This is a genomic window from Jiulongibacter sp. NS-SX5, from assembly GCF_052828545.1.
This window is the reverse complement of sequence record NZ_CM128248.1, coordinates 3,405,554-3,426,737: the sequence shown is the minus strand read 5'-3', so window position 1 is coordinate 3,426,737 and position 21,184 is coordinate 3,405,554. Positions and strand designations below refer to the sequence as shown.

The window sequence follows — 21,184 nt, the reverse complement described above, 5'->3', positions numbered from 1 at the left end:
AAACTAATTCCATGAAAAGCTACTCCATCCTACTCTTCATCTTTTTATCATCATTCCAGGTATTTTCACAAGATCTGGCAGGCCGAAGGATTATTAATGGCTCGCTAAATTTTAATCATTTAAATTCCTTTGATCAATCACCTGTTACCAATCTCCAGTTGAATATTCTCACAGGTAAAATAGCCTCAGATAATACCTATTGGGCTTTTGGCGGGAACATCATTGTCGACCCGTCTCCGTATAACTATAACATAAGCCTGGGACCTGTAATAGAAAGAGGAAAATTTATTTCGCTAATAGATGATTTATACCTGGCTCCCTATTTGGGAGGACGAGTAAATGGCTTATTCGGTGAAATTGAAGGAGCCGAGTTAGCCGTATATGCTGTTCCAATTCGTCTAAACTACCTGCTCAAAGAGCATTTTATGATTTCTGCTAGTTTCGGTTCTGTCAATGCATTAATTAACCTCAATAATTACTATCAGCAATACTCACTCAATGCCTCCCTATCGAATAATGGAAGCTTTGGTATATTCTATACCTTTAAGAAATAATTGACTAACCAATTGAAATACTTCAAATCTCTCCTTTACTCTAGTGCTCTTTTACTACTACTGTCTTGTAAAGAAACCAAGCAGCCTAACGTACTTTTCATTTTAACAGATGACCAAGGTTGGGGTGATATGAGTTCTCATGGCAATGTCCAACTGGAAACCCCAACACTGGACAAACTCGCCTCTCAAGGTGCTGAGTTTGAAAACTTTTATGTTTCACCGCTATGTGCTCCTACCAGAGCAAGTCTGCTTACCGGAAGATATCATTTACGTACCGGGGCCACCTCCGTTTCTAACGGACTTGAAATTCTGGATTCAGACGAGTCAACAATAGCAGAATTATTTAAAAGCAATGGTTATCAAACTGGTATTTTTGGCAAATGGCATAACGGTTCACACTACCCAAACCGACCTACAGATCAAGGTTTTGATGAATTCATAGGTTTTTGTGCCGGTCACTGGAGCAATTATTTCGATACTCATCTGGATAGCGGTACAGTGAACATAGAGACAGAAGGGTATATCACCGATGTTTTAACCGAAAAGGCCATCGATTTCATTGAAAGAAATAAGTCGAACCCCTTTTTATGCTATGTCCCCTATAACGCCCCACATAGCCCTTACCAAGTTCCCGATCCATATTTTGAAAAGTATAAGAATAAAGGACTAGATGATGAGCTAGCTACCGTTTATGGAATGGTAGAAAACATAGATGATAATATTGCTCGCTTACTTCAAAAACTCGATGACACTGGCTTATCTGATAATACTATAGTCATTTTTATGACAGATAACGGGCCCAATGGATATCGCTACAATGGCCATATGAAAGGGATAAAGGGTCATGTAGATGAAGGTGGAGTCAGGGTACCGGCTTTAATAAAATGGTCAGAGAAAATTGCCCAAGGCAAAAAAATCAAAGACCTTGCTGCTCATATAGACCTTTACCCAACTCTTCAAAAACTTTGTAAGCTAAAGCCAATTGAAACCAAACCCTTGGATGGAATAGATCTTAGTGATCTTCTGCTCGGAAATACAAAGAAACTGGAAGAAAGGTCAATATTTTCGCATGTGGCGTTTTTAGAGAAAGATATCAAAGCTAGACCGGGAGCATTGAGGACATCACAGTATCGATTCGTAATAAAAAACGAAGCCGAGCTTTACGATATGACCGTTGACCCAGAACAGAAAAACAATATTGCTCTGCAAGAACAATCATTGACCAAAGAATTTAAGACATCATACCTCGATTGGTTTAAAAATGCCACCCTGTACTATCAGGCTATTAAACCTATCGAGGTAAACACAAGTTTTACTGAATTACCAACCTACGAAGCCGAATTTTTAGGGAATTTAAAGTTTGAAGAAGGCCACGGCTGGGCTCATGATTGGCTGGTCAACTGGTCTTCTGAAGAAGACCAAATAAAATGGCTTGTCAAATCTAGTAAAGAGGTAACGCTCAAGGCTTTTATCAAATATACATGCCCTAAAGACCAAACAGGCAGCACCGTCAAACTTTCAATTGACAAGAACTACATCACATCCACTCTGGAGCACCCTTTTGACCCTCCCCTTTTGATAAGTCCTGACAGGTTAAAACGAAAAGAAGCTTATGAGAAAAACTGGACAGAATTAGCCCTTGGAGAAATCACTATACCTGCCGGAGAACACTATTTAGTGCTTTCAGCAGATAACATCGTTGATAAAGAGGTAGCTGAATTATTTAGCTTAATATTAAGAAAGTAGTCTTACTGCTTTTTATTCTCAAGAATTAATAAGTCTAAGGCCTCCTTTCTCCAGAGTTGATACTCTTCTCGAGGTACCATTAAAGGTACCATATGAGAGCCCAGAACTAGGTCCATATCTCCGTCTTTATCAAAATCTGCCTGTTCGTACACAAGATACCTTCCGGCATCTGTAGCCGAAGACAAATAAGGTTCAAAACGGAAATCACCCAAACCTTTGTAAAAGACAAAGCCCTTTTGTGGTCTATTATTAAAAATGGCAAAATTAGCGATGACCGCCACATCTAATTCGCCATCTTGGTCAAAGTCGTTTACTTCTACCCCGGCAGCACCATGTAAAGGATAAAAAGAAGCCTCTTTAAAATGATTTCTACCGTCGTTTTGATAGAATCGTACGCCGTGATAAGGTTTATGAATAAGCGAGTAATCAGCGTTATCTCCGCTAGCAATCACAATATCCTTAAAACCGTCTTTATTGAAGTCTATAAATTCAAAAGCCGTAGTACCATAAACTGGGGGCAATTGCAGCCATCTATCTGCAATAAAGTTTCCTCTTCCTTTATTCATGAAAGCCGTTACAGACTCATCGCCTTGAGTAAAGAGAGCTAAAATATCTTTAACACCATCTCCGTCAAGATCTTCTACTTTTACCTGAATGGCCCCTGCAACAGGCAGCAATAAGTGCTCTTTATAACCTCCTGCCTTTGTTCCTTCATACCAGGCTAGTTTGCCCACATGAAAGCCAAAATTACAAATGACGTAATCGTCAATTTGATCACCGTTGAGATCAACTTTCTCAAAGAAAACCGGGCGATAGAGATTTTGAATTTTTGGTCCCAGACCATCGCTATTCCTTTCAATTAGTGAACCGATCGGCTCATTATTTGGTCTGATCTCACCGGTGAGCAGAAGTTCATAGTCATTATCACCATTCACTTCAATATCTACCGGTGAACTGGCTAGTTTGATAGAATCTAGAAGCTGAAAGTCAGAATCTAAAATCCTGAACTCACCATTTCTTCTTCCGATAAAGAATTGACCCAACTTTTGATCAAAATGAATTAAAGTATTGGTAGCCTCAGAAAACCGGTTCTTCAGCTTAATCTTTTTTACTTCAAACAAGTCTTCAAGGGCATGAAAGTCCTCATGAACAATGGATTCAAGAGAGTCAGGGGCATTTTTGATATAGTATTCTTGAATTCGCTGCCAATTCTCTGAAGTGATAAGCGGCTCCGATGGAATTAATTCTTCGGCAATATTTCTGGCGTAGGCGGTTCTGCCTGCCATATCCTTTTTGAGAATTTGAGCATCTTCAACACCTAACCATGCTCCCATACGTGGCAGTACATGTTTTTGCCACACTTCCTTGGTAAGCATATCAGGTTCAGGAGCCAAATGACAGCCGCCACAAGAGCGTTTGGCCAGTTTTTCATCAGAATCAAATTCTGAGCAAGAGAAATTGACCAGTAAAACTCCCAGAAATAATACAAAGAATATCTTCCTCATTGGTTTCAATTGAACTGCAAAACAAACCAATAGATGCAGAGTTTGCAATCAATCTCGATCTTTCAAAGGAATCACATACTTACATGCCGTCCAGATTTTATCAATAGCCGAAACTTTAGTGTCAATTAGACCATATTGCATAGCCACACTCTTTACCGAATGATAATTTAAATCGGTTTCTATCCTCGATGTTTTCTTAGGCCAGCTGAGCCAGATCATACCAGATTGTTTAATTCTGTAACGTAAAGTTTTAAGAGCATCATCTAACACATAAGACTCCGTACCGAACCAATGAACAAAGTCTGCCAGTTCGTTTTCTTCACAATCTTCAACCTCCGGAATATGACCAAGTAAGTCAAAATAGTTTTCAGGAAAATTCAATAGAATTACCTTCTGACCATCTTTGAGGCCAAGCTTTTTATAGAGCGGAGTCGCCATGAACTGTACGTTTACTTTTTGGATATTATAGCAATATACGAATTCACAACATCCTTACCATCAATTATTTGAATTTAATAACCTACACTGGTATTCTCTCCTCTTGGGTCAGAAGCTCCTTCTAAAGTTCCATTAGGATGGACCATAATACAGTCCATTCTACCAAGCCTTCTGCCTATCTCTATTTCATAACCTGCACTTAAGAGATATTGGAGTGCTTCGGTATCAAAAGTTGACTCTTCTGTATAAGTCTTATCAGGTAGCCACTGATGATGAAATTTACGGGCATTTACAGCCTGCTGCATACTCATGCCATGCTCCAGCACATTGAGCAATGTCTGATAAACCGAAGTGATAATAGTACTCCCGCCAGGTGTACCGGCCACCACAAATAGCTCACCATCCTTCTCCACGATTGTCGGCGTCATGGATGACAACATTCTTTTACCTGGCTGAATTTCGTTGGCTTTATTACCAATCAAACCAAACATATTAGGAACTCCTGGTTTTACACTAAAATCATCCATTTCATTATTCATAAAGAAACCTCCACCATCTACCACGACTTTACTTCCGAATGCACCATTCAATGTAGTGGTAATTGATACGGCCATTTTGTTTTTATCTACCACGCTAAAGTGAGTGGTTTGGTCAGATTCGTAATAAGGAACATCTCCCCCATCTATTTCAGAACTTAAAGAGGCTTTTGAAGGGTCAAAAGAAGCCCATCTTTCTTGCAGGTATGGCTGACTCATTAATTCCTTTACGGGTACTTTTACAAAATCAGCATCTCCCAGCCACTTGGATCTGTCAGCATAAACTCTTCTTTCAGCCTCTATCATAACCTGAGCAGTCTTACCCGAATTGAATCCCCACTCATCGATCGGATAGGGCTCTGTCAACTTCATTAATTGCAATAAGGCCACACCACCACTGCTTGGTGGAGGCATAGAAATGATATTGTAGTTTTTATAATCTTTCACGATGGGCTCACGCCAAACCGCATCATACTTTTCCAGATCTTCATGAGAGATAATTCCACCGCCGCTTTCCATTTCCTTCACCAGAAGATCTGCCGTTTTTCCTTTATAGAAACCATCAGCACCTTCTTTTTGAATTCGTTTCAGAGATTCAGCCAAATCTTTTTGAATGAAAACCTCTCCGGTTTCAAAATCTGAGCCGTCTGCTTTCACATAGTAAGGAGTATCTTCACCATTGATCTCTCTGAAAGTATCTCGGTATCTGTTCATTCCCCGGGCTTGACCTTCGGTCAAAACCACTCCTTTTTCAGCCAAATCAATAGCAGGCTGTAATAAGCTTTTCCAGCTCATCGTACCTTTCTCTTGGTGTAATTGCACCATGCCATCCACTGCTCCCGGTACACCACTGGCCAGATGCCCTCTTGTACTTAAACCTTTGATAACATCACCGTTTTCATCAAGATACATATCGCGATGAGCCTTCAAAGGGGCTTTCTCTCTAAAGTCAAGACTGCTAGGGGTACCGTCTGCATCTCTGATCACCGCAAAGCCTCCACCTCCGAGATTACCGGCGAAGGGGTGAACCACCGCCAAAGCAAAAAATGTAGCCACAGAGGCATCAGCCGCATTACCTCCTTTCTTAAGGATTTCTACTCCTACTTTAGAAGCTTCTTCATGAGCCGAAGCCACCATTCCATGCTCATTAAATACACCAGCCTTATCACTGACGAAGGCATCCTGGTTTTCATCTTCTACAAATAATTGGAACAGGCCATCTCCCTTCTTAATCTGAGGGGTTTGTTTTGAAGTCTTACAAGCGGCCATAAAAAATATGACTGCAGAAATTATATATAGCTTTTTCACGTAAAAAGGTTTGAGTTAATTGTTAAGAATCCAAAATAGCAAAAGATAATATTTTGATACCACACAAACACCAAACTTGCAACTATCTATTGGTAAAGTTCAATTACAAAATTGTGATTCCAAATATCCATAAGTTTAACCGTTCAAAAACTCATGCAAACGTCCTTATAAAAGCTTTTGAAATTTGTCTCTCTTTTATTTTCCTTTATGTTCTCAATAAACCCGAACAAAGGATGAAGTTTTTCAGAATGGTTTTCGAGAGCTTTCGTTTTGCATGGCAGGCTCTACGTTCTAATGTATTAAGAACACTTCTTTCTTTGCTTGGCGTAACAGTCGGCATCTTCTCTATCATTGGTGTTTTAACCATGGTAGACTCGCTGGAAGCCAATGTTAAAAATGCACTCAGCAGTATCGGTGAGAAAACAATCTACGTAGATAAATTCCCCTGGCTATTTGGAGAAGGAGATTACCCATGGTGGAAATACTTCCAAAGACCTCGCCCAAAATACTCTGAATACGAATATCTCAAAAACAATGTCAAAAATGCCGATGCAGTCACCATTATGGACTATTCGGTAGCTAATGCCAAATACCAAAACAGCAGTTTTGATGCCTTGATACATGGTATCACTTATGATTTTGATCTCATTACTGAAGTTCCAATTATAGAAGGAAGATACTTTACAGAGTCAGAGGTAGATGGCGGCAGAAATGTAGCAATACTTGGTGGGGAGGTAGCCCAAACACTTTTCGATAATGAGAATGGCCTGGGCAAAAGCATCAAAATCAAAGGTCAAAAATTCACCGTTATTGGTATTCAGGAAATAAAAGGAAAGCAACTGGTAGACGTAGGTGGGAATCCTGACCAGAAAATCTACATTCCCTTTCTGAGGCATAAAAGAATGTTTTCCTCAGGAAACCTCTTTGGTATGATCGCCCTTCAGGCATACGAAGACGATGAAAACATGGTCATGCTCGAAAGTGAAATTACCGGACTAATGCGAACTGTTCGGGGCTTAAAGCCATCAGAAGAAGATAATTTTGCTCTTAACAGACCAGATGCAGCAGCCAAAGCTATCAGCTCGGTGTTTGACGCCCTGCGAGTGGGTGGCTACGTCATAGGGGCTTTTGCATTATTGATCGGTGGTTTTGGCATAGCCAATATCATGTTCGTTTCTGTTAAAGAGAGAACCAATATCATCGGTATCCAAAAGTCTTTGGGAGCGAAGAATTACTTTATTCTCTTCCAATTCCTTTTTGAGTCTGTATTTCTATGTATTATCGGAGGTTTGTTCGGCTTACTCTTGGTATATCTCATAAGCTTTGTAAGCCTGGGTCCTCTGGACCTAATTCTGACTACAGGTAATATGGTGGTGGGCCTGATGATTGCCAGTGTAATTGGTATACTTTCGGGTATCATTCCGGCTTCTCAAGCGGCTTCACTAAATCCTGTTATTGCGATACGAGCAAAATAATTGCGAAAAATTGATTTGTTTTGTACTCCATAAAATAAACCTCAACAGATGAAATTTAGAATTTTCTTATTCATTCTTCTTTTGGCTCTAATAGGGGCGTTTTATTATATCAGCACGGGCTATTTCAGCTCAGGCGAAAGAGCAGGAACGCTATCAAAATTGAGTGAAAGAGGATATATTTTCAAAACCTACGAAGGCGTCTTAAACGAAGGCGGATACTCTGGAGAAACTGGTACACTTCAACCTAGATATTGGGATTTCTCGGCTAAAGAAGACTCTGTAGTCACTAAATTAAGACAAGCACTGAGTACCGGTGAAAGAGTGACCATCGTTTACCAAGAGAAATTTGTCAAATTCCCGTGGAATGGTGACACCAAGTATTTTGTAGTGGATGTTGTTTTCTTGCCACAGCCGCAGGAACCGACCTACCAAAACTACCCTCAGCAGCAAACACCGACTCCTCAACCAAATGATCAATTACCGCAACAGCAGCAACAAGCTCCTGCGATGATTGACAGCACTGTTCAGACAGAACCGGTTTAGATTTTCACAAATGACTTCGAATGGCTTCTGCCATTATTAGATATAAATTGAACGAAATACCTTCCAGATGGGAGGTATTTTGTGTTTAGCCTCTCCCCTTCTCTAGGTGCTTCAAACACCCTGCCTTGTTGATTTATCACTTTCAGTTCTGCCACTTCTTCCGCTTCTGGGAGTACTAAATAATCAATACTCGGATTTGGGTAAACCTTAAATTGCTGAAACTCAGAAAGACTTAAAGGACTCAAACTCACCTGAGAAACCTCTTTCATGACATAATTATAAGGGTCAAATGTCATCTTGGTCAATTCTTTTCCGCCCGTCTGCAGTTCAAAACTCTGCGAAGACTGGTCAACAAAAACCTTTTGAATTTCTGTGGAGCCATCGGTGAATGTAAGTTCCAGCTCAATTGGATAAGTAAACGTCTGAGTACCCAATAGCGGACTCTGCGTCACCTCCACCATCACCGTTTCTCCGCTTTGTTCCCAACCATAGGTGTATTGAGGATAACCTGTCCCGAAAATCCAATTATCAAAGTAATACTGCAACGACTGCCCATAGACTCTCTCTGCCACCAATTGGAAATCCTCAATAGAAGCAGCACCATAAGCAAACTCTGTATTCTGAAATTCTTTCAAGGCGGCAAAAAATAGATCATCGCCCATGATACCTCTAAGCGTATGTAAAATTAGTGAGCCCTTCAGGTAAGTTTTAGGAAAGTCAAAAATGGCAGAAACTGAATTGGTATTTTGAATAGCCACCGTTCCTGTAACACTTTTAGCATTGAGCATATAGCGAGCAACTTGCTCATCATACGTACTTTTACCAATCAATTGCTCAATGGCATATAAATTTAAAAACTCAGCAAAACCTTCATTGATCCAGATGTCTCTCCACGTTTTGCAGGTCACTTTGTTCCCGTACCATTGATGAGCTAACTCATGAGCAATCAGCCCAAAAGTAAAGCCCCCCATACTACTGATGGTTTGATGCTCCATACCTCCACCAAACTCAAACATGGCATGCCCATACTTTTCATTGATGAATGGATACTCACCTAACTTTTCTGAGAAAACCTCCATCATATCGTCCGTCAGATTCAATAAGGTGTTCACATTAGCATCTGCCGCCACTTCTGGGTATAGATAGTCATCAATTGGTAATGTTTTACCTGAGGCAGAGGTATAAGATCTTTGTTGTAAAGTATAATTTGAAGCGGCTATGGATATCAAATAATGAGCAATCGGATATCGGTGTTTCCATTTGGCAGTTTTGGTCCCATCCCCATTATTCACTTCCTCTTGTAAAAGCCCTTGTGATACCGAAGTGAAAAACTCAGGAAGGGTAATCCAGACGTCACAAGAATCTGCTTTATCCGCTTGATTATCTATACAAGGCCACCACAAAGGGGCATCATAAGGCTCACTGAGCGTCCAGATAACGGGCTCACCCGAGCCATGAGTATCAAATTCTATTGAATATGAGTTATCATTCTGAAGTGGCACTCCATGATAATAGACAGTACATTGAAATATATCATCTGCAATCCTAGGTTCAGAGAAATCAACTTCAATTCTATCCGCTGCATGAGTGTAAGCCGTAATCTCATCATTCACAAGTACAGAGTCTACCGTTAGATTACTGCTCAAATTCAAAAAGAATTGACTTAACTCCGGGGCTACTACTTTATAGGATCCTTGTACTTTTGCAATCAAGTTTTTTGTACCAGGCTGTATAGTTAAATCAAGAAAATAATACCCTGCGTCTATGCTACCATCACCGGGATACCTCAATGATTTAGAACTTAGAAGACCTTGCCCAGCTTTCATTTTACCTAAGGCACATCCATAAGCGTCAAAATCCTCCAGCTGTGCAAACGAGAAATGGCTACTAGTGAATAGTAGACTCAGTATCCAAAAACTTAGTAGACCTTTTCTTTTCATAATTGACGAATTACAATATTCTTCTATTTATTCTATAAACGGAATTGCTCGCAAAAAGAGCTATTCAAAACAAAAAAAGCCCCGAAAAGGGGCTTTTAATATTATTGTCCAGAGAATTAAACACTCATGATGTCTTTCTCCTTCTCCTGATACATCTTCTCTGCTTTTTCAATATAGGTATCTGTTAGCGATTGAACATTTTCCTCACCTATTTTGATAGCATCTTCAGACACACCATCATTTTTCAGTTTCTTTAGATCATCATTGATCTCCTGTCTTACCTTTCTGATGTTGATCCTGGCAGTTTCTATTTCGCCTTTGGCCTGTTTGGCTAGTTCTAAGCGTCTTTCCTCCGTCATCGGTGGTAGATTCAGACGAATAATCTCACCATCATTGGTTGGAGCCAGACCAAGGTTAGCATTGATGATTGCTCTTTCAATATCTTGCAATAAGCCTTTTTCAAAAGGACGAATAGCAATTGTACGGGCATCAGGCGTTGTAATTGAGGAGGCTTGATTAACAGGAGTAGGTACTCCGTAATACTCTACCATAACTCCATCAAGCATACTTACATTTGCCTTACCTGCTCTTATTTTCTTTAATTCTGAGGCAGTATATCGCAAGGCTTTACCCATGCCCTCTTCTGCCATCTCCATTAACATATCTATTTCTTCCATATCGGTCTTATTCTAATTTCTTTATTGAAATATTAAGGACTAAAATTCGATAACGATTAATCTTTAACTAAAGTACCTACTTTTTCGCCTGAGACTACGCGAAGAAGGTTTCCTTCCTCATTCATATCAAACACGATAATCGGCATTCCATTTTCCTGACAAAGCGTGAAAGCTGTTTTATCCATCACTTTTAATCCTTTATTGATGGCATCTGTAAATGAAATCTCATCATACTTTTTGGCATCAGGATCTTTCCTCGGGTCAGCAGTGTAAACTCCGTCTACACTTGTGCCTTTCAAAAGCACATCTGCCTCTATTTCATTCGCTCTTAATGCTCCACCAGAGTCCGTTGAGAAAAATGGATTACCGGTACCGGCACCAAAAATCACTACGCGACCTTTCTCCAGGTGCCTGATAGCCCTTCTTCTAATAAAAGGCTCAGCTATCTGTTCCATTTTTATAGCAGATAATAGCCTTGTCTGGATATCATGATTCTCCAATACTGACTGGATGGCCATTCCATTGATAACTGTGGCCAACATACCCATATAATCTCCCTGAGTACGATCAATACCCGAGTCTGCAGAAGCACCTCTGTAGATATTACCACCACCAATTACAATGGCGATCTCCACACCGGCATCTACTACTTTCTTAATTTCTTGAGCAAATTTGACTAGAATTTTTGAGTCAATAACGTGGCTCTTATCTCCGCCGTTTAAGGCTTCGCCACTAAGTTTGAGAAGGATTCGTTTGTATTTAATCGACATCTATGAGCAGGTTTCCGCAAATATAGTTGTTTCTCATATTAAGTAAATAAGAATTTACTTCCTGTTAATAAGATAAACTCCCACAAGCGTAATGCCCATTCCTAAATAATGCCAAATAGAAATGAGTTCTCCGTCTAACAAACCCGCCATTACCGCCACAATAGGAATAAGATAGGTCACTGAGGAGGCAAATACCGGCGATGTCTTCTGAAGCAAATAATTAAATACCACCAATGCCAAAGAAGTATTGATCCCAGCTAGACAGAGCATATATATTAATATTTGTCTGTTTTCCGGAGCCAGAATTTTTTCAAAGAAATCTGTGAAGGGCAATACCATAAAAGCTAAAACGCCAACAATTAAGAACGCTACCGAAGTGAGATAAAGCGGCTTTATATCACTTAAATATTTGCTGATAATATTGACATTAAAACCATACATCATTGTGGCAAACATGGCTATCAGAGCATACGGATTCGCAAAATTAAGCTGACCATCATTCCCAGATAGTACCAAAAGCAGGCTACCACAAAAACCAAGAAGAATTCCAATAACCTGAAACCTCTTAATGACCACGGAGAATATTAAAGCCCCAATAATCAAAACAAATATGGGTGTGGTAGAATTTAGAGTACCTGCCAGTGAACTATTGAGTTTAGAACCAACCCAGGCATAGATAAATGCAGGGATAAGGTTTCCAAATAAACCAGCCAGTGTAATCCATCCCAGTTGCTTCTTTGGTACAATTTTAAAACCTCGATATGACCAGGGTAGCAAAAAAACTCCAGCCAAAAAGACACGAGCTGCTCCTAGCTCTATTGGTGTGAGCACCACAACAATCTTTTTAATAAAAAGGAAAGAAAGGCCCCAAATAACACTGAGAAATAATAGAATCCCCCAAGAGACAACATCCTCTGAGACAGACTTTTGACGTATAGCTTTTATCATCTAATTTTAACCCATTTAGGTGGGTAATCAAAAATAGACAAATACTTTGAATGGGTAGATTCTTGGGGAAGCCAAAGGTTTGTAGCAGACGAAGATATTCCCTTATTTTACAATAAAACCTAAATAGAAAACAAATTCAACCCATCATGAAAAAACTCATTGTCCTATCCATGGGACTGGCCGTGTTAAATTGTACTCCAAATGAAAATGCTACAGAAGAGCCAAATGAAGAAGTAGCCATCGTCAATAGCAAAGATGTAAAGACCTTAGAAATCGGTTCTCAAGCCCCCGATTTTCGTTTGAAAGGCATTGATGACGAATTCCACTCCTTAGAAGAATATGAAGATGCAGATATTCTGGCTGTATTGTTTACATGTAACCACTGCCCTACTGCACAGGCCTATGAAGAACGTGTTCAAGAGTATGTTAATACATATGAACCCAAAGGTGTCAAACTGGTGGCCATTAGCCCAAATGCAGACAAAGCCGTTAGATTCGATGAACTGGGTTATACAGACCTCAATGACAGTTTTGAGGAAATGAAAACCAGAGCTGCAGATAAGAGTTTCACCTATCCATATTTATATGACGGTGCTACTCAACAAGTAGCTGCCAAGTATGGTCCGGTGGCTACTCCCCACATTTTCCTTTTTGACAAAGATCGTAAGCTTCAATATCAGGGAAGAATAGACAATGATGAGCATATTGGTAAGGCTACAATTTTTGATCTCAATAAAGCCACTGATGAAATGCTGGCAGGCAATACTCCCGAGGAGCAAACCACAAAAGTCTTCGGATGTTCCATCAAGTGGATGGAGAAAGCAGAGTCAAAGTTGGCAGAAGTAGAAGGTTGGAAAGAAGAAGAAGTAAACCTGGCCAAAGCCGACCTCACAAAGCTGTCTGAAATTATGGCCAATAAGGAAGGTAAGAAATTTAGACTGGTCAATGTCTGGGCCACATGGTGTGGTCCCTGCGTAGCAGAGTTTGATGGCTTGGTACAATCTGATAAGATGTACCGAAACCGCAATTTTGAGTTTGTTACCATTTCAAATGACGAGGCCGATAACTTTGATAATACGCTGGCCTTCCTGAAAAAGAAATACGCAAGCAATACCAATTATATATTAGAGGAGGGAGTCAATAAATATGACATGATTGAAACCATTGACCCCGACTGGCAAGGTGCTCTGCCATATACCGTTTTACTTTCTCCTGAAGGAGAAAAACTGTATGCTCAAATGGGTGAAATTGACGTCAATGATCTCCGAAAAAATATAGCAGATCAGATAGGACGTTATTTTGATTGATTCAGATACTATTTTGACGAATTTAAAATGGCTGCCAAATGGCAGCCATTTTTTTTGACCGTTCATACACTTTTCACTGATCTCAATGCCATTTTTTGTATTATCAAAAGCTTCTTTTGCACAAAATTCACTATACTTATACTGCTTTAGCCCAATTTTAATAAATAATATCAAAATAGTATCATTTCAAATCAAAGACAGTACAGTATAGGCTTTAAATCTTTTTAAGATAAACTTGTACTTATTCATGTATTTCTAAAGCATACATGAGTGTTTTTGGTAACTCAAAATTCAACCTTTTTAACACAAAAAACCCTCTTTTAAAACCAATTTTTTATTCAAACTTAACTCTATTTTAAATGAAAAAAACTAGACTAAGAGACACTGAAAAGCCTCTTCAAAAAAGGCTTTGGCAGTCGCTCACATTAAGTAGCAGCTTAGCTCTCTGTTTCTTGTTTGTAGCCATGCAATCGGTTGCCCAAGTTACGGGGACAGTAAATGATGATACCGGAGAATCTCTTCCCGGTGTAAGCGTGGTAGTCAAAGGTACTACAGTAGGTACTACTACAGATGCTGAAGGTAAATACGAGGTACAAGCCAGCCCAAATCAAACCTTGATTTTCTCATTCGTTGGTTATGTATCTCAAGAAGTAGCGGTTGGCAACAGAAATGTAGTTAATGTTTCTCTTGCTACAGATGCCGCCTCATTGGAAGAAGTAGTAGTTATTGGTTATGGTACTCAGAAAAAGAGTCAGTTAACTGGTGCTATTTCTACAGTTAAATCGCAGGACATCAAAGATTTGCCTATCGAGAATACACAACAGGCACTTCAAGGTCGTGTAGCAGGGGTAGATGTAATGCAAGCTGGTAGTAAGCCAGGAACTCAACCTCGTGTTGTAATCAGAGGTCGTCGCTCTCCTAACGCCAGTTCAGATCCCCTGTATGTACTCGACGGAATTCCTCTTGCCGGAGGTATAGGTGATATCAACCCAAATGATATTGCTTCTATGGAAGTATTGAAAGATGCGTCTGCTACGGCAATCTATGGTGCCAGAGGTGCCAATGGTGTAGTGTTGATTACGTCAAGAAGAGGATCATCTTCGGGAAAACCAACTGTTTTCTATGATGCCTATTATGGTATTTCTGAGGCTCTAAATACGTTTCAGTTCATGAACGGTGAGCAATTTGCCGCAGCAAAAAGAGAAGCTTATCGTCTAAAGAACCCGGATGGCACATTAGGTGAGCTTCAACCTGACGATGTAGTCTTTACATCTGTAGAATTAGATGGTATCGCTCAAGGGAGATCTACTGATTATGTAAATGGATTACTACGTCAAGGTAACAGAATGAACCACTCTTTTGGTGTATCTGGCGGAAGCGATAAAACAAAATACTATATGTCTTTAAACTACTATAAAGACAATGGTATTATCTACAATCAGGATTATGCCAGAAGCGTATTGAGAGTTAACCTGGATCATCAGTTAACGAAAAGAATCTCAATGGGGATGTCGACTTTCATTAACTATTCAGTTAGAAACGGAGAAAGCTTTAATCCACTTGGAGGAGCAATGCGTGAAAACCCATTAGGCCAGCCGTATAATGCTGATGGAACCTTAAACTTCCTACCTACGGAAGATGGTCTTCGTTCAAACCCATTCTCTGAAATTGTAGACGGAGCATTTATTGATAGAAGAAAAACTAACAGAATGTTCTCTGGTATTTACGCACAGGCAGAAATCATTGATGGACTAACCTACAGATTTAATTTTGGTCCTGACTTCGCTGTGGACAAGAGAGACCTTTTCCAAGGTACATTTACAAACGCTCGTCGTTTGGCTCCACCTAGAGCAGCGACAGATAACGCGACAAGATTTAACTACACTGTTGAAAATATCTTGAATTATACGAAGGATATTGGCAATCATAATCTGAACTTAACAGCTGTACAGTCTTACCAAAAAGACAATTTTGAAACGAATGGAATTACAGTTCAAGATATCCCATCTGAAACTCAACAATTCTATAACTTCGGTAACGCTGCAATCATTGAAGGTGTAAGATCAGATTTACAACAGTGGGCTTTACTATCATACATGGGTCGTATTAACTATGGCTTTAATGATAAGTATCTCATTACAGCTACACTTAGAGCTGATGGTGCATCACGTTTCGGTGCCAACACAAAATGGGGTTACTTCCCTGGTGTAGCAGTGGCATGGAACCTGTCTAGTGAAGATTTTATCAAAAATATCTCTGCTATAGACCTTGCTAAGTTTAGAGTGTCTTATGGTAAAATTGGTAACCAGGCTATCTCTCCATATCAAACTCAAGGTCTGTTAAGCCAGCAAGCTTATAACTTCGGTCAAACAGCCTACTTCGGATATGCTCCTAGCACAATTGGTAATCCAGATCTTAGATGGGAATCATCAACGACATTGAACGTTGGTTTAGACTTCAGTTTATTTAGAGGAAGAGTTTACGGTACATTAGAATATTATGATGTAACCACCAGTGACCTTCTTCTTTCTAGAAACTTACCTCCTTCTATTGGATTTACAGAGGTAACTACAAACGTAGGTGCCACAAGAAATAATGGTATAGAAGGTACATTCAGTACAGTAAACATTGACAATCGCAATGGATTTAAGTGGTCTACTGACTTTACATTCTTTAAAAACAAGGAGCAGTTCGTAGAACTTCCAAGTGGAGATGATATAGGAAATGGCTGGTTTATTGGTCAACCACTTTCTGTAATTTATGATTGGGAGAAAATAGGAATTTGGCAGTCAAACGAATTTGACGAGGCTAGATCTTACGATGCTGAAGTTGGTGAAATCAAAATTCGTGATGTAAATGGAGATGGAGCATACTCAGCAGATGACCGTGTTATTCAGGGTTCTGGTGTACCGAAGTTCTCTGGTGGTATTACCAACAGATTTAAGCTGAACAACTTCGATTTCTCATTCTTCGTGTATGCAAGATTAGGTCAGAAGATCAGATCAAACTTCCATACCAATAATAACACCCTATTTGGTCGTTATAATAATATCGTTGTTGATTACTGGACTCCTACTAACCCTACAAACGAAACTCCAAGACCAAATCAAAACCAGGAGTTCCCGGTTAGAAACTCTGCTTTAAACATCTTTGATGGTTCTTTTGTCAAAGTTAGAAACATCAATCTTGGTTACAGATTCGCTCCTGAATTAGTTAATAAGTTAGGTATGCAGTCACTTAGGCTTTACAGCTCTATTCAGCAGCCATTCATTTTTGCTCCATTTGTATCTAAATACAATGGTATCGATCCTGAAACTGACATAGACGCCAGTCTGGATGGCAATGTGAGTCCATCTGCTTGGACAGCAACTGTAGGTTTAAATGTTACTTTCTAATTCAAACGCATTTTATTACTAATGAAAAATAGATTTAAAAATATACTAAGAAGATCTGCGAAAGTTGCGAGACTCGCTGTTCTTCCGTGTGCATTGATGCTCAGCACCCAAAGCTGTGAAGACGCTTTAGAGGAAACTGTTATCAGTAACCTTTCAAACGATTATATCAATACACCAAAAGGCTTTAATGACGCCTTATCAGCTGCTTACGGTTTCTTGCGTACTTATTATGCACAGGAGATCAGCATGACCATGAGCCAAATGGGTACAGACACCTTTACAAATGGTGCTGATGGTGGTTATAAAAAGTATAACCAGTACACTTCAAACCTTGATTCTCAAGATAACTGGGTTCTTACTCTGTGGAGAGAGTTCTACAAAGGAATCAATACTTGTAATGCAATAATTGATCGAAGTGGTGAAATAGAAGGCCTATCTGCTACTGCTGTTACAGAAGGTGTAGCACAGGCCAAAGCTCTAAGAGCATTATTTTACTTTACTCTTGTACAGCACTATGGTGGACTTGACCTCAGAATTTCTGAGACTAACGGACCAATTACTGAGATTACCCGATCTTCAGAGGAGGCAGTTTATGATCAAATCATCAAAGATTTCAATGATGCTTATAATGATCTTCCTGCTCAATCTGCTGAATGGGGACGTTTTACTCAGATGGCGGTAGATGGGTTCCTTACCAAGGTGTATATCACAAGGGCTACACGTTCATTTGGTTCTGCAGCAGATTATGCAACAGCTGAACAGTACGGTAAAAAAGTAATCAATAATTACGATCGTGAATTATTAGGTGACTTTTCTGAGATTTTCCAACTAGATAATGACGAAAACAAAGAGGCAATATTCTCAGTGCAGTTTACGTACGACTTACTTTCTGCAGGTAGTTATGGTAACAGATGGCACCTTTATTATCTAATGGAGTATGATACTCAGCCAGCTATGAGCCGTGTTCTTCATATTGGTCGCCCTTGGAAAAGACTACGTCCTACGGACTACACGTATAACACGGCATTTGTTAATCGTGATGTAGATTCTCGTTATGACAAAAGCTTTAAAAAGGTATTCTACGCTACGAAAGAAGGAACTTTTGATACTTTCTTAGACAAGTCAAAACCTTCAATTACAGTGGCTGTAGGTGATACTGCGATCTATATGCCAGGTTATGAAATGCCTGAGGCTGAAAGAGCTACAAAACCTTATCAGGTATATACACCTAGCATGTATCAGGAGAAACAATTTGGTGTTCTTTCCAAGTGGTTAGATCCAAACCGTGCAAGTATCAATGAGGTACGAGGTGGCCGAGATATGGTTCTGATAAGATTGGCAGACATTCACCTTTTGGTGGCTGAATGTTTAATTCAGCAGGGTAAGCAAGCTGAAGCGGCAGAGCATATCAACTTAATCAGAAGAAGAGCCGCATTCCCGGGAATGGAGTCGCAAATGGAAATTGATGCAAGCCAGGCAACAATGGAAATGATCTATGACGAGAGAGCTCGTGAACTATTGGGAGAAGGCCACAGATGGACTGATCTGAAGCGTTGGGGTAATCTTGTAGAGAGAGTTAAAGCTCATAACCCTCAAGGTGCAGACAATGTATCAGCTAAGCATTATTACAGACCAATTCCACAAGCTCAGATTGACCTTGTAGATGGTGGTAATTCTGCCTTCCCGCAAAACGACGGCTACTAGTTTAGTTAGTTTTATAAAAGAGTGATGAAGCACCTCTGTTTATTCAGGGGTGCTTCTCTTTTATGGAGTTCTAAGTCTTTTTTAAACGTATTTGATGAGGAGAAGTTTTAGGGATTCTTTCAATCAGTCCTCTGGCTTCCAGATCTAATTTTACAGAAACGACATACCATGGTACACTACCAGAAAAATTATCCGTCAGGTCTTTTTTAGCTTTATCATTCAAATACTGATAAGTCATGGCACCCTCTTCCTCTAAAGCTCTGAGAATATAATCCTTGATTAATATATATTTTTCAAGGCTGATATTGACACCTTTTTTACCTTCTGGGTGTAATGTGAGAATCTTATCAGACATTGTTACTTAAAATGTTCTCCTTCAGTTACTCCTTTCCAGTCATCAGTTCTAAAAGGTGAGGCAGGCAGGCCTTGTTTATTATATAAATTGGAATCTACTGGGGAATTAGACCAGCCGTATCGTACAGCAGCAGGCTTAGAAACTTCAGGATGTGAAACCACCACTGTATTACCATTTATCTCTGCTTTAGCAAAGTAAAACTTCTTATCTGCTCCTGCTATTTCAAAGCCTTTGAGGTAGCCAAACTTATCTTTGGCTTCTAGCCCACTACCAATACTGTTAAATGTCAATGTGGCCTTTCCTTTCTTAAAACTCACCGAACTAAATCTGGGACCCGATCCTACGATCGACATTCCGTAGGTATTCTGCAGAGCATTCAGTGCTAATCTTAGACCCACATCCTGCTTATTTCTTGGGTGTATATCATGAGGATTTCCAATATCAATAGTCACCGCTTCTCCCGTTTTAGGCAGTGCTAAGGTCATACTTTGAGCTTCGCGGAGTTCAGCCCAGTCAGATCCGGTATTGCTATCATTAAAAGCCCCGTAACTTGATAACTGCACCCAGTAAAAAGGGAAATCTTTCCCCCATTTAGATCGCCAGTCTTTAATTAACAGAGGAAAAGATTCACGGTAATCAAAAGCTCTGCCGGCGTTTGATTCGCCCTGATACCACAATGCTCCCTGCATGCTGAGGCCTACCAGCGGGGCTATCATGGCATTATAACATAAAGCACCTTCATTATTCATCCAGGCCTTGTAATGACGGGGAGACTCCCAGCTAGGCCTGGCTTTCCAATCCCCATTCATTAAGGGTACTGAGCCATTTTGAGTAACTAATTTGAAATCCTCCCGATTCCCATACAGCCCCATAGCTCGCCATTCCGGATCTCTGTTTTCTGAAAATTTAACCAATAGGCTGTTCTTCCCCTGCTCAAGGATACCTTCAGGAATTTGGAAAGAAATTTCATTCTCAGTATATCCATGATAGACCATTTTACCATTGACATAAAACGTAAGATCTCCGCTACATTCACCAAAAAATACTTTTGAGGTACCGCTGGTCTGTGCCTTATCAAGTTCTATTTCTTTTTGGATGTAAACGGTGCCGCGGAATGAAGGCACGCCTTTCCAATCCCACTGATACATGGGGTCTATCTCTTTCCAGCCGGCAAAATCATAAGAGTTCTTAAGATAGTCGGTCTCTGAGAGTGTTGTAATATCAAAACTGGGATCATCATGAAAAAAGGCGATTGTCTGCTTTTCCATCTTTTGATTTGAAGACACCCAGTCATTAGGCATTTGCGAAGCGTACTCAGAGAGAATCTCAGAATTCAGCATCCCACTTTTACTTATCCAGGTCTCTACATGTGACCCACCCCAGGAAGAATGAACCAGCCCTACTGGCACGCCAAGCTCACGGGTAAGTTCTCTGGCAAAGAAATAGCCTACTGCCGAAAAGCCATCAACGGTCTCAGGAGAACAAACTTCCCACGCTGCTTCCTTTATTTCGCTTTGGGGTGAAAACTCCAGAGATTTTGGCACTTCTATATGTCTGATGGTAGGCCAGTTTGCCTCAGAAATCTCCTCTGCAGCATTATTTACAGCGGCCACTTTCCACTCCATGTTTGACTGCCCACTGCAAAGCCAGACCTCCCCTATTAGTAAATCATTTAGCGTAACAGATTCATTATTATCTGAAATTTTCAGCGTGTATGGGCCACCGGCTGGCAGGGCATCCATGCTTATCTGCCATCTTCCAGAATCATTTGTCCTAGCCGTATATTTCTTACTGTTGAAAACTACAGAAACCTCTTCTCCTGTGTTATTGAATCCCCAGATCTTGATAGGCTCATTGCGTTGCAAAACCATGTGATCGCCGAAAATATTGGCCACTTTCAGCTGGGCACTAGAACTAAGAAAATTAAAAAGAACAAAAACTGTTAGGATGAAAGCTCTCATTTTTATTTATTCTATAAAACGT

At 40.0% G+C, this 21,184-nt stretch carries 16 protein-coding genes; 7 read left to right on the top strand and 9 right to left on the bottom strand.

All coding sequences use genetic code 11. The annotated features are described in order from the left end of the window. The first annotated feature begins 11 nt into the window (after positions 1 to 11). A complete protein-coding gene (locus ACUXV0_RS15085; RefSeq protein WP_446190400.1) occupies positions 12 to 554 on the top strand; it encodes a hypothetical protein in 543 nt (180 codons plus the stop codon). A 12-nt stretch (positions 555 to 566) separates the two neighbouring features. Then, positions 567 to 2,300: an arylsulfatase gene (locus ACUXV0_RS15080; RefSeq protein ID WP_446190399.1), complete on the top strand. Its 1,734-nt coding sequence runs from the start codon at positions 567 to 569 to the stop codon at positions 2,298 to 2,300. Between the two features lie 2 nt (positions 2,301 to 2,302). Here the strand turns inward: ACUXV0_RS15080 and ACUXV0_RS15075 are convergent, their stop codons facing one another. The 3 genes from ACUXV0_RS15075 to ggt all read right to left on the bottom strand — a co-directional run bounded on the left by ACUXV0_RS15075 (position 2,303) and on the right by ggt (position 6,048). Further along, the gene (locus ACUXV0_RS15075) at positions 2,303 to 3,805 is read right to left on the bottom strand and encodes an FG-GAP repeat domain-containing protein (RefSeq protein ID WP_446190397.1); all 1,503 of its coding nucleotides are present in this window, start codon (positions 3,803 to 3,805) and stop codon (positions 2,303 to 2,305) included. 48 nt (positions 3,806 to 3,853) lie between these two features. Further along, the gene (locus ACUXV0_RS15070) at positions 3,854 to 4,243 is read right to left on the bottom strand and encodes a DUF3052 family protein (RefSeq protein WP_446190396.1); all 390 of its coding nucleotides are present in this window, start codon (positions 4,241 to 4,243) and stop codon (positions 3,854 to 3,856) included. Between the two features lie 74 nt (positions 4,244 to 4,317). Continuing rightward, positions 4,318 to 6,048, bottom strand: a complete 1,731-nt coding sequence (ggt, locus tag ACUXV0_RS15065; protein ID WP_446192817.1) for a gamma-glutamyltransferase — start codon at positions 6,046 to 6,048, stop codon at positions 4,318 to 4,320. Positions 6,049 to 6,320: 272 nt separating this feature from the next. On the opposite strand from ggt, the gene ACUXV0_RS15060 reads away from it, so the two are divergent. Together ACUXV0_RS15060 and ACUXV0_RS15055 are read left to right on the top strand one after the other, a co-directional pair. Then, positions 6,321 to 7,562: an ABC transporter permease gene (locus ACUXV0_RS15060; protein ID WP_446190395.1), complete on the top strand. Its 1,242-nt coding sequence runs from the start codon at positions 6,321 to 6,323 to the stop codon at positions 7,560 to 7,562. Positions 7,563 to 7,610: 48 nt separating this feature from the next. Continuing rightward, positions 7,611 to 8,105: a hypothetical protein gene (locus ACUXV0_RS15055; protein ID WP_446190394.1), complete on the top strand. Its 495-nt coding sequence runs from the start codon at positions 7,611 to 7,613 to the stop codon at positions 8,103 to 8,105. Here ACUXV0_RS15055 and ACUXV0_RS15050 read toward each other — a convergent pair. From ACUXV0_RS15050 to ACUXV0_RS15035, 4 genes are all read right to left on the bottom strand, one after another. Then, on the bottom strand, positions 8,102 to 10,045 hold the full coding sequence (locus tag ACUXV0_RS15050; RefSeq protein WP_446190393.1) for a M1 family aminopeptidase: 1,944 nt from the start codon (positions 10,043 to 10,045) through the stop codon (positions 8,102 to 8,104). The genes ACUXV0_RS15055 and ACUXV0_RS15050 overlap by 4 nt on opposite strands. Before the next feature lie 116 nt (positions 10,046 to 10,161). Beyond that, a complete protein-coding gene (gene frr / locus ACUXV0_RS15045) occupies positions 10,162 to 10,722 on the bottom strand; it encodes a ribosome recycling factor (RefSeq protein ID WP_446190392.1) in 561 nt (186 codons plus the stop codon). A 56-nt stretch (positions 10,723 to 10,778) separates the two neighbouring features. Continuing rightward, positions 10,779 to 11,492 (bottom strand): UMP kinase, encoded by a 714-nt coding sequence (pyrH, locus tag ACUXV0_RS15040; RefSeq protein WP_446190391.1) that lies wholly within the window; start codon positions 11,490 to 11,492, stop codon positions 10,779 to 10,781. A gap of 54 nt (positions 11,493 to 11,546) precedes the next feature. Next, positions 11,547 to 12,440: a DMT family transporter gene (locus ACUXV0_RS15035; RefSeq protein WP_446190390.1), complete on the bottom strand. Its 894-nt coding sequence runs from the start codon at positions 12,438 to 12,440 to the stop codon at positions 11,547 to 11,549. Between the two features lie 146 nt (positions 12,441 to 12,586). On the opposite strand from ACUXV0_RS15035, the gene ACUXV0_RS15030 reads away from it, so the two are divergent. The 3 genes from ACUXV0_RS15030 (at position 12,587) to ACUXV0_RS15020 (ending at position 18,846) form a co-directional block, all read left to right on the top strand. Beyond that, positions 12,587 to 13,747, top strand: coding sequence for a redoxin domain-containing protein (locus ACUXV0_RS15030; protein WP_446190389.1), 1,161 nt, complete (start codon positions 12,587 to 12,589; stop codon positions 13,745 to 13,747). Positions 13,748 to 14,106: 359 nt separating this feature from the next. After that, the gene (locus ACUXV0_RS15025; RefSeq protein WP_446190388.1) at positions 14,107 to 17,142 is read left to right on the top strand and encodes a SusC/RagA family TonB-linked outer membrane protein; all 3,036 of its coding nucleotides are present in this window, start codon (positions 14,107 to 14,109) and stop codon (positions 17,140 to 17,142) included. 21 nt (positions 17,143 to 17,163) lie between these two features. Next, positions 17,164 to 18,846 (top strand): RagB/SusD family nutrient uptake outer membrane protein, encoded by a 1,683-nt coding sequence (locus ACUXV0_RS15020; protein WP_446190387.1) that lies wholly within the window; start codon positions 17,164 to 17,166, stop codon positions 18,844 to 18,846. Between the two features lie 70 nt (positions 18,847 to 18,916). Here ACUXV0_RS15020 and ACUXV0_RS15015 read toward each other — a convergent pair whose 3' ends face one another. After that, a complete protein-coding gene (locus ACUXV0_RS15015; RefSeq protein WP_446190386.1) occupies positions 18,917 to 19,201 on the bottom strand; it encodes a DUF6958 family protein in 285 nt (94 codons plus the stop codon). A gap of 2 nt (positions 19,202 to 19,203) precedes the next feature. Next, complete coding sequence (locus ACUXV0_RS15010; RefSeq protein ID WP_446190385.1) at positions 19,204 to 21,162, bottom strand: sialate O-acetylesterase; 1,959 nt, start codon at positions 21,160 to 21,162, stop codon at positions 19,204 to 19,206. Between the last annotated feature and the right edge of the window lie 22 nt (positions 21,163 to 21,184).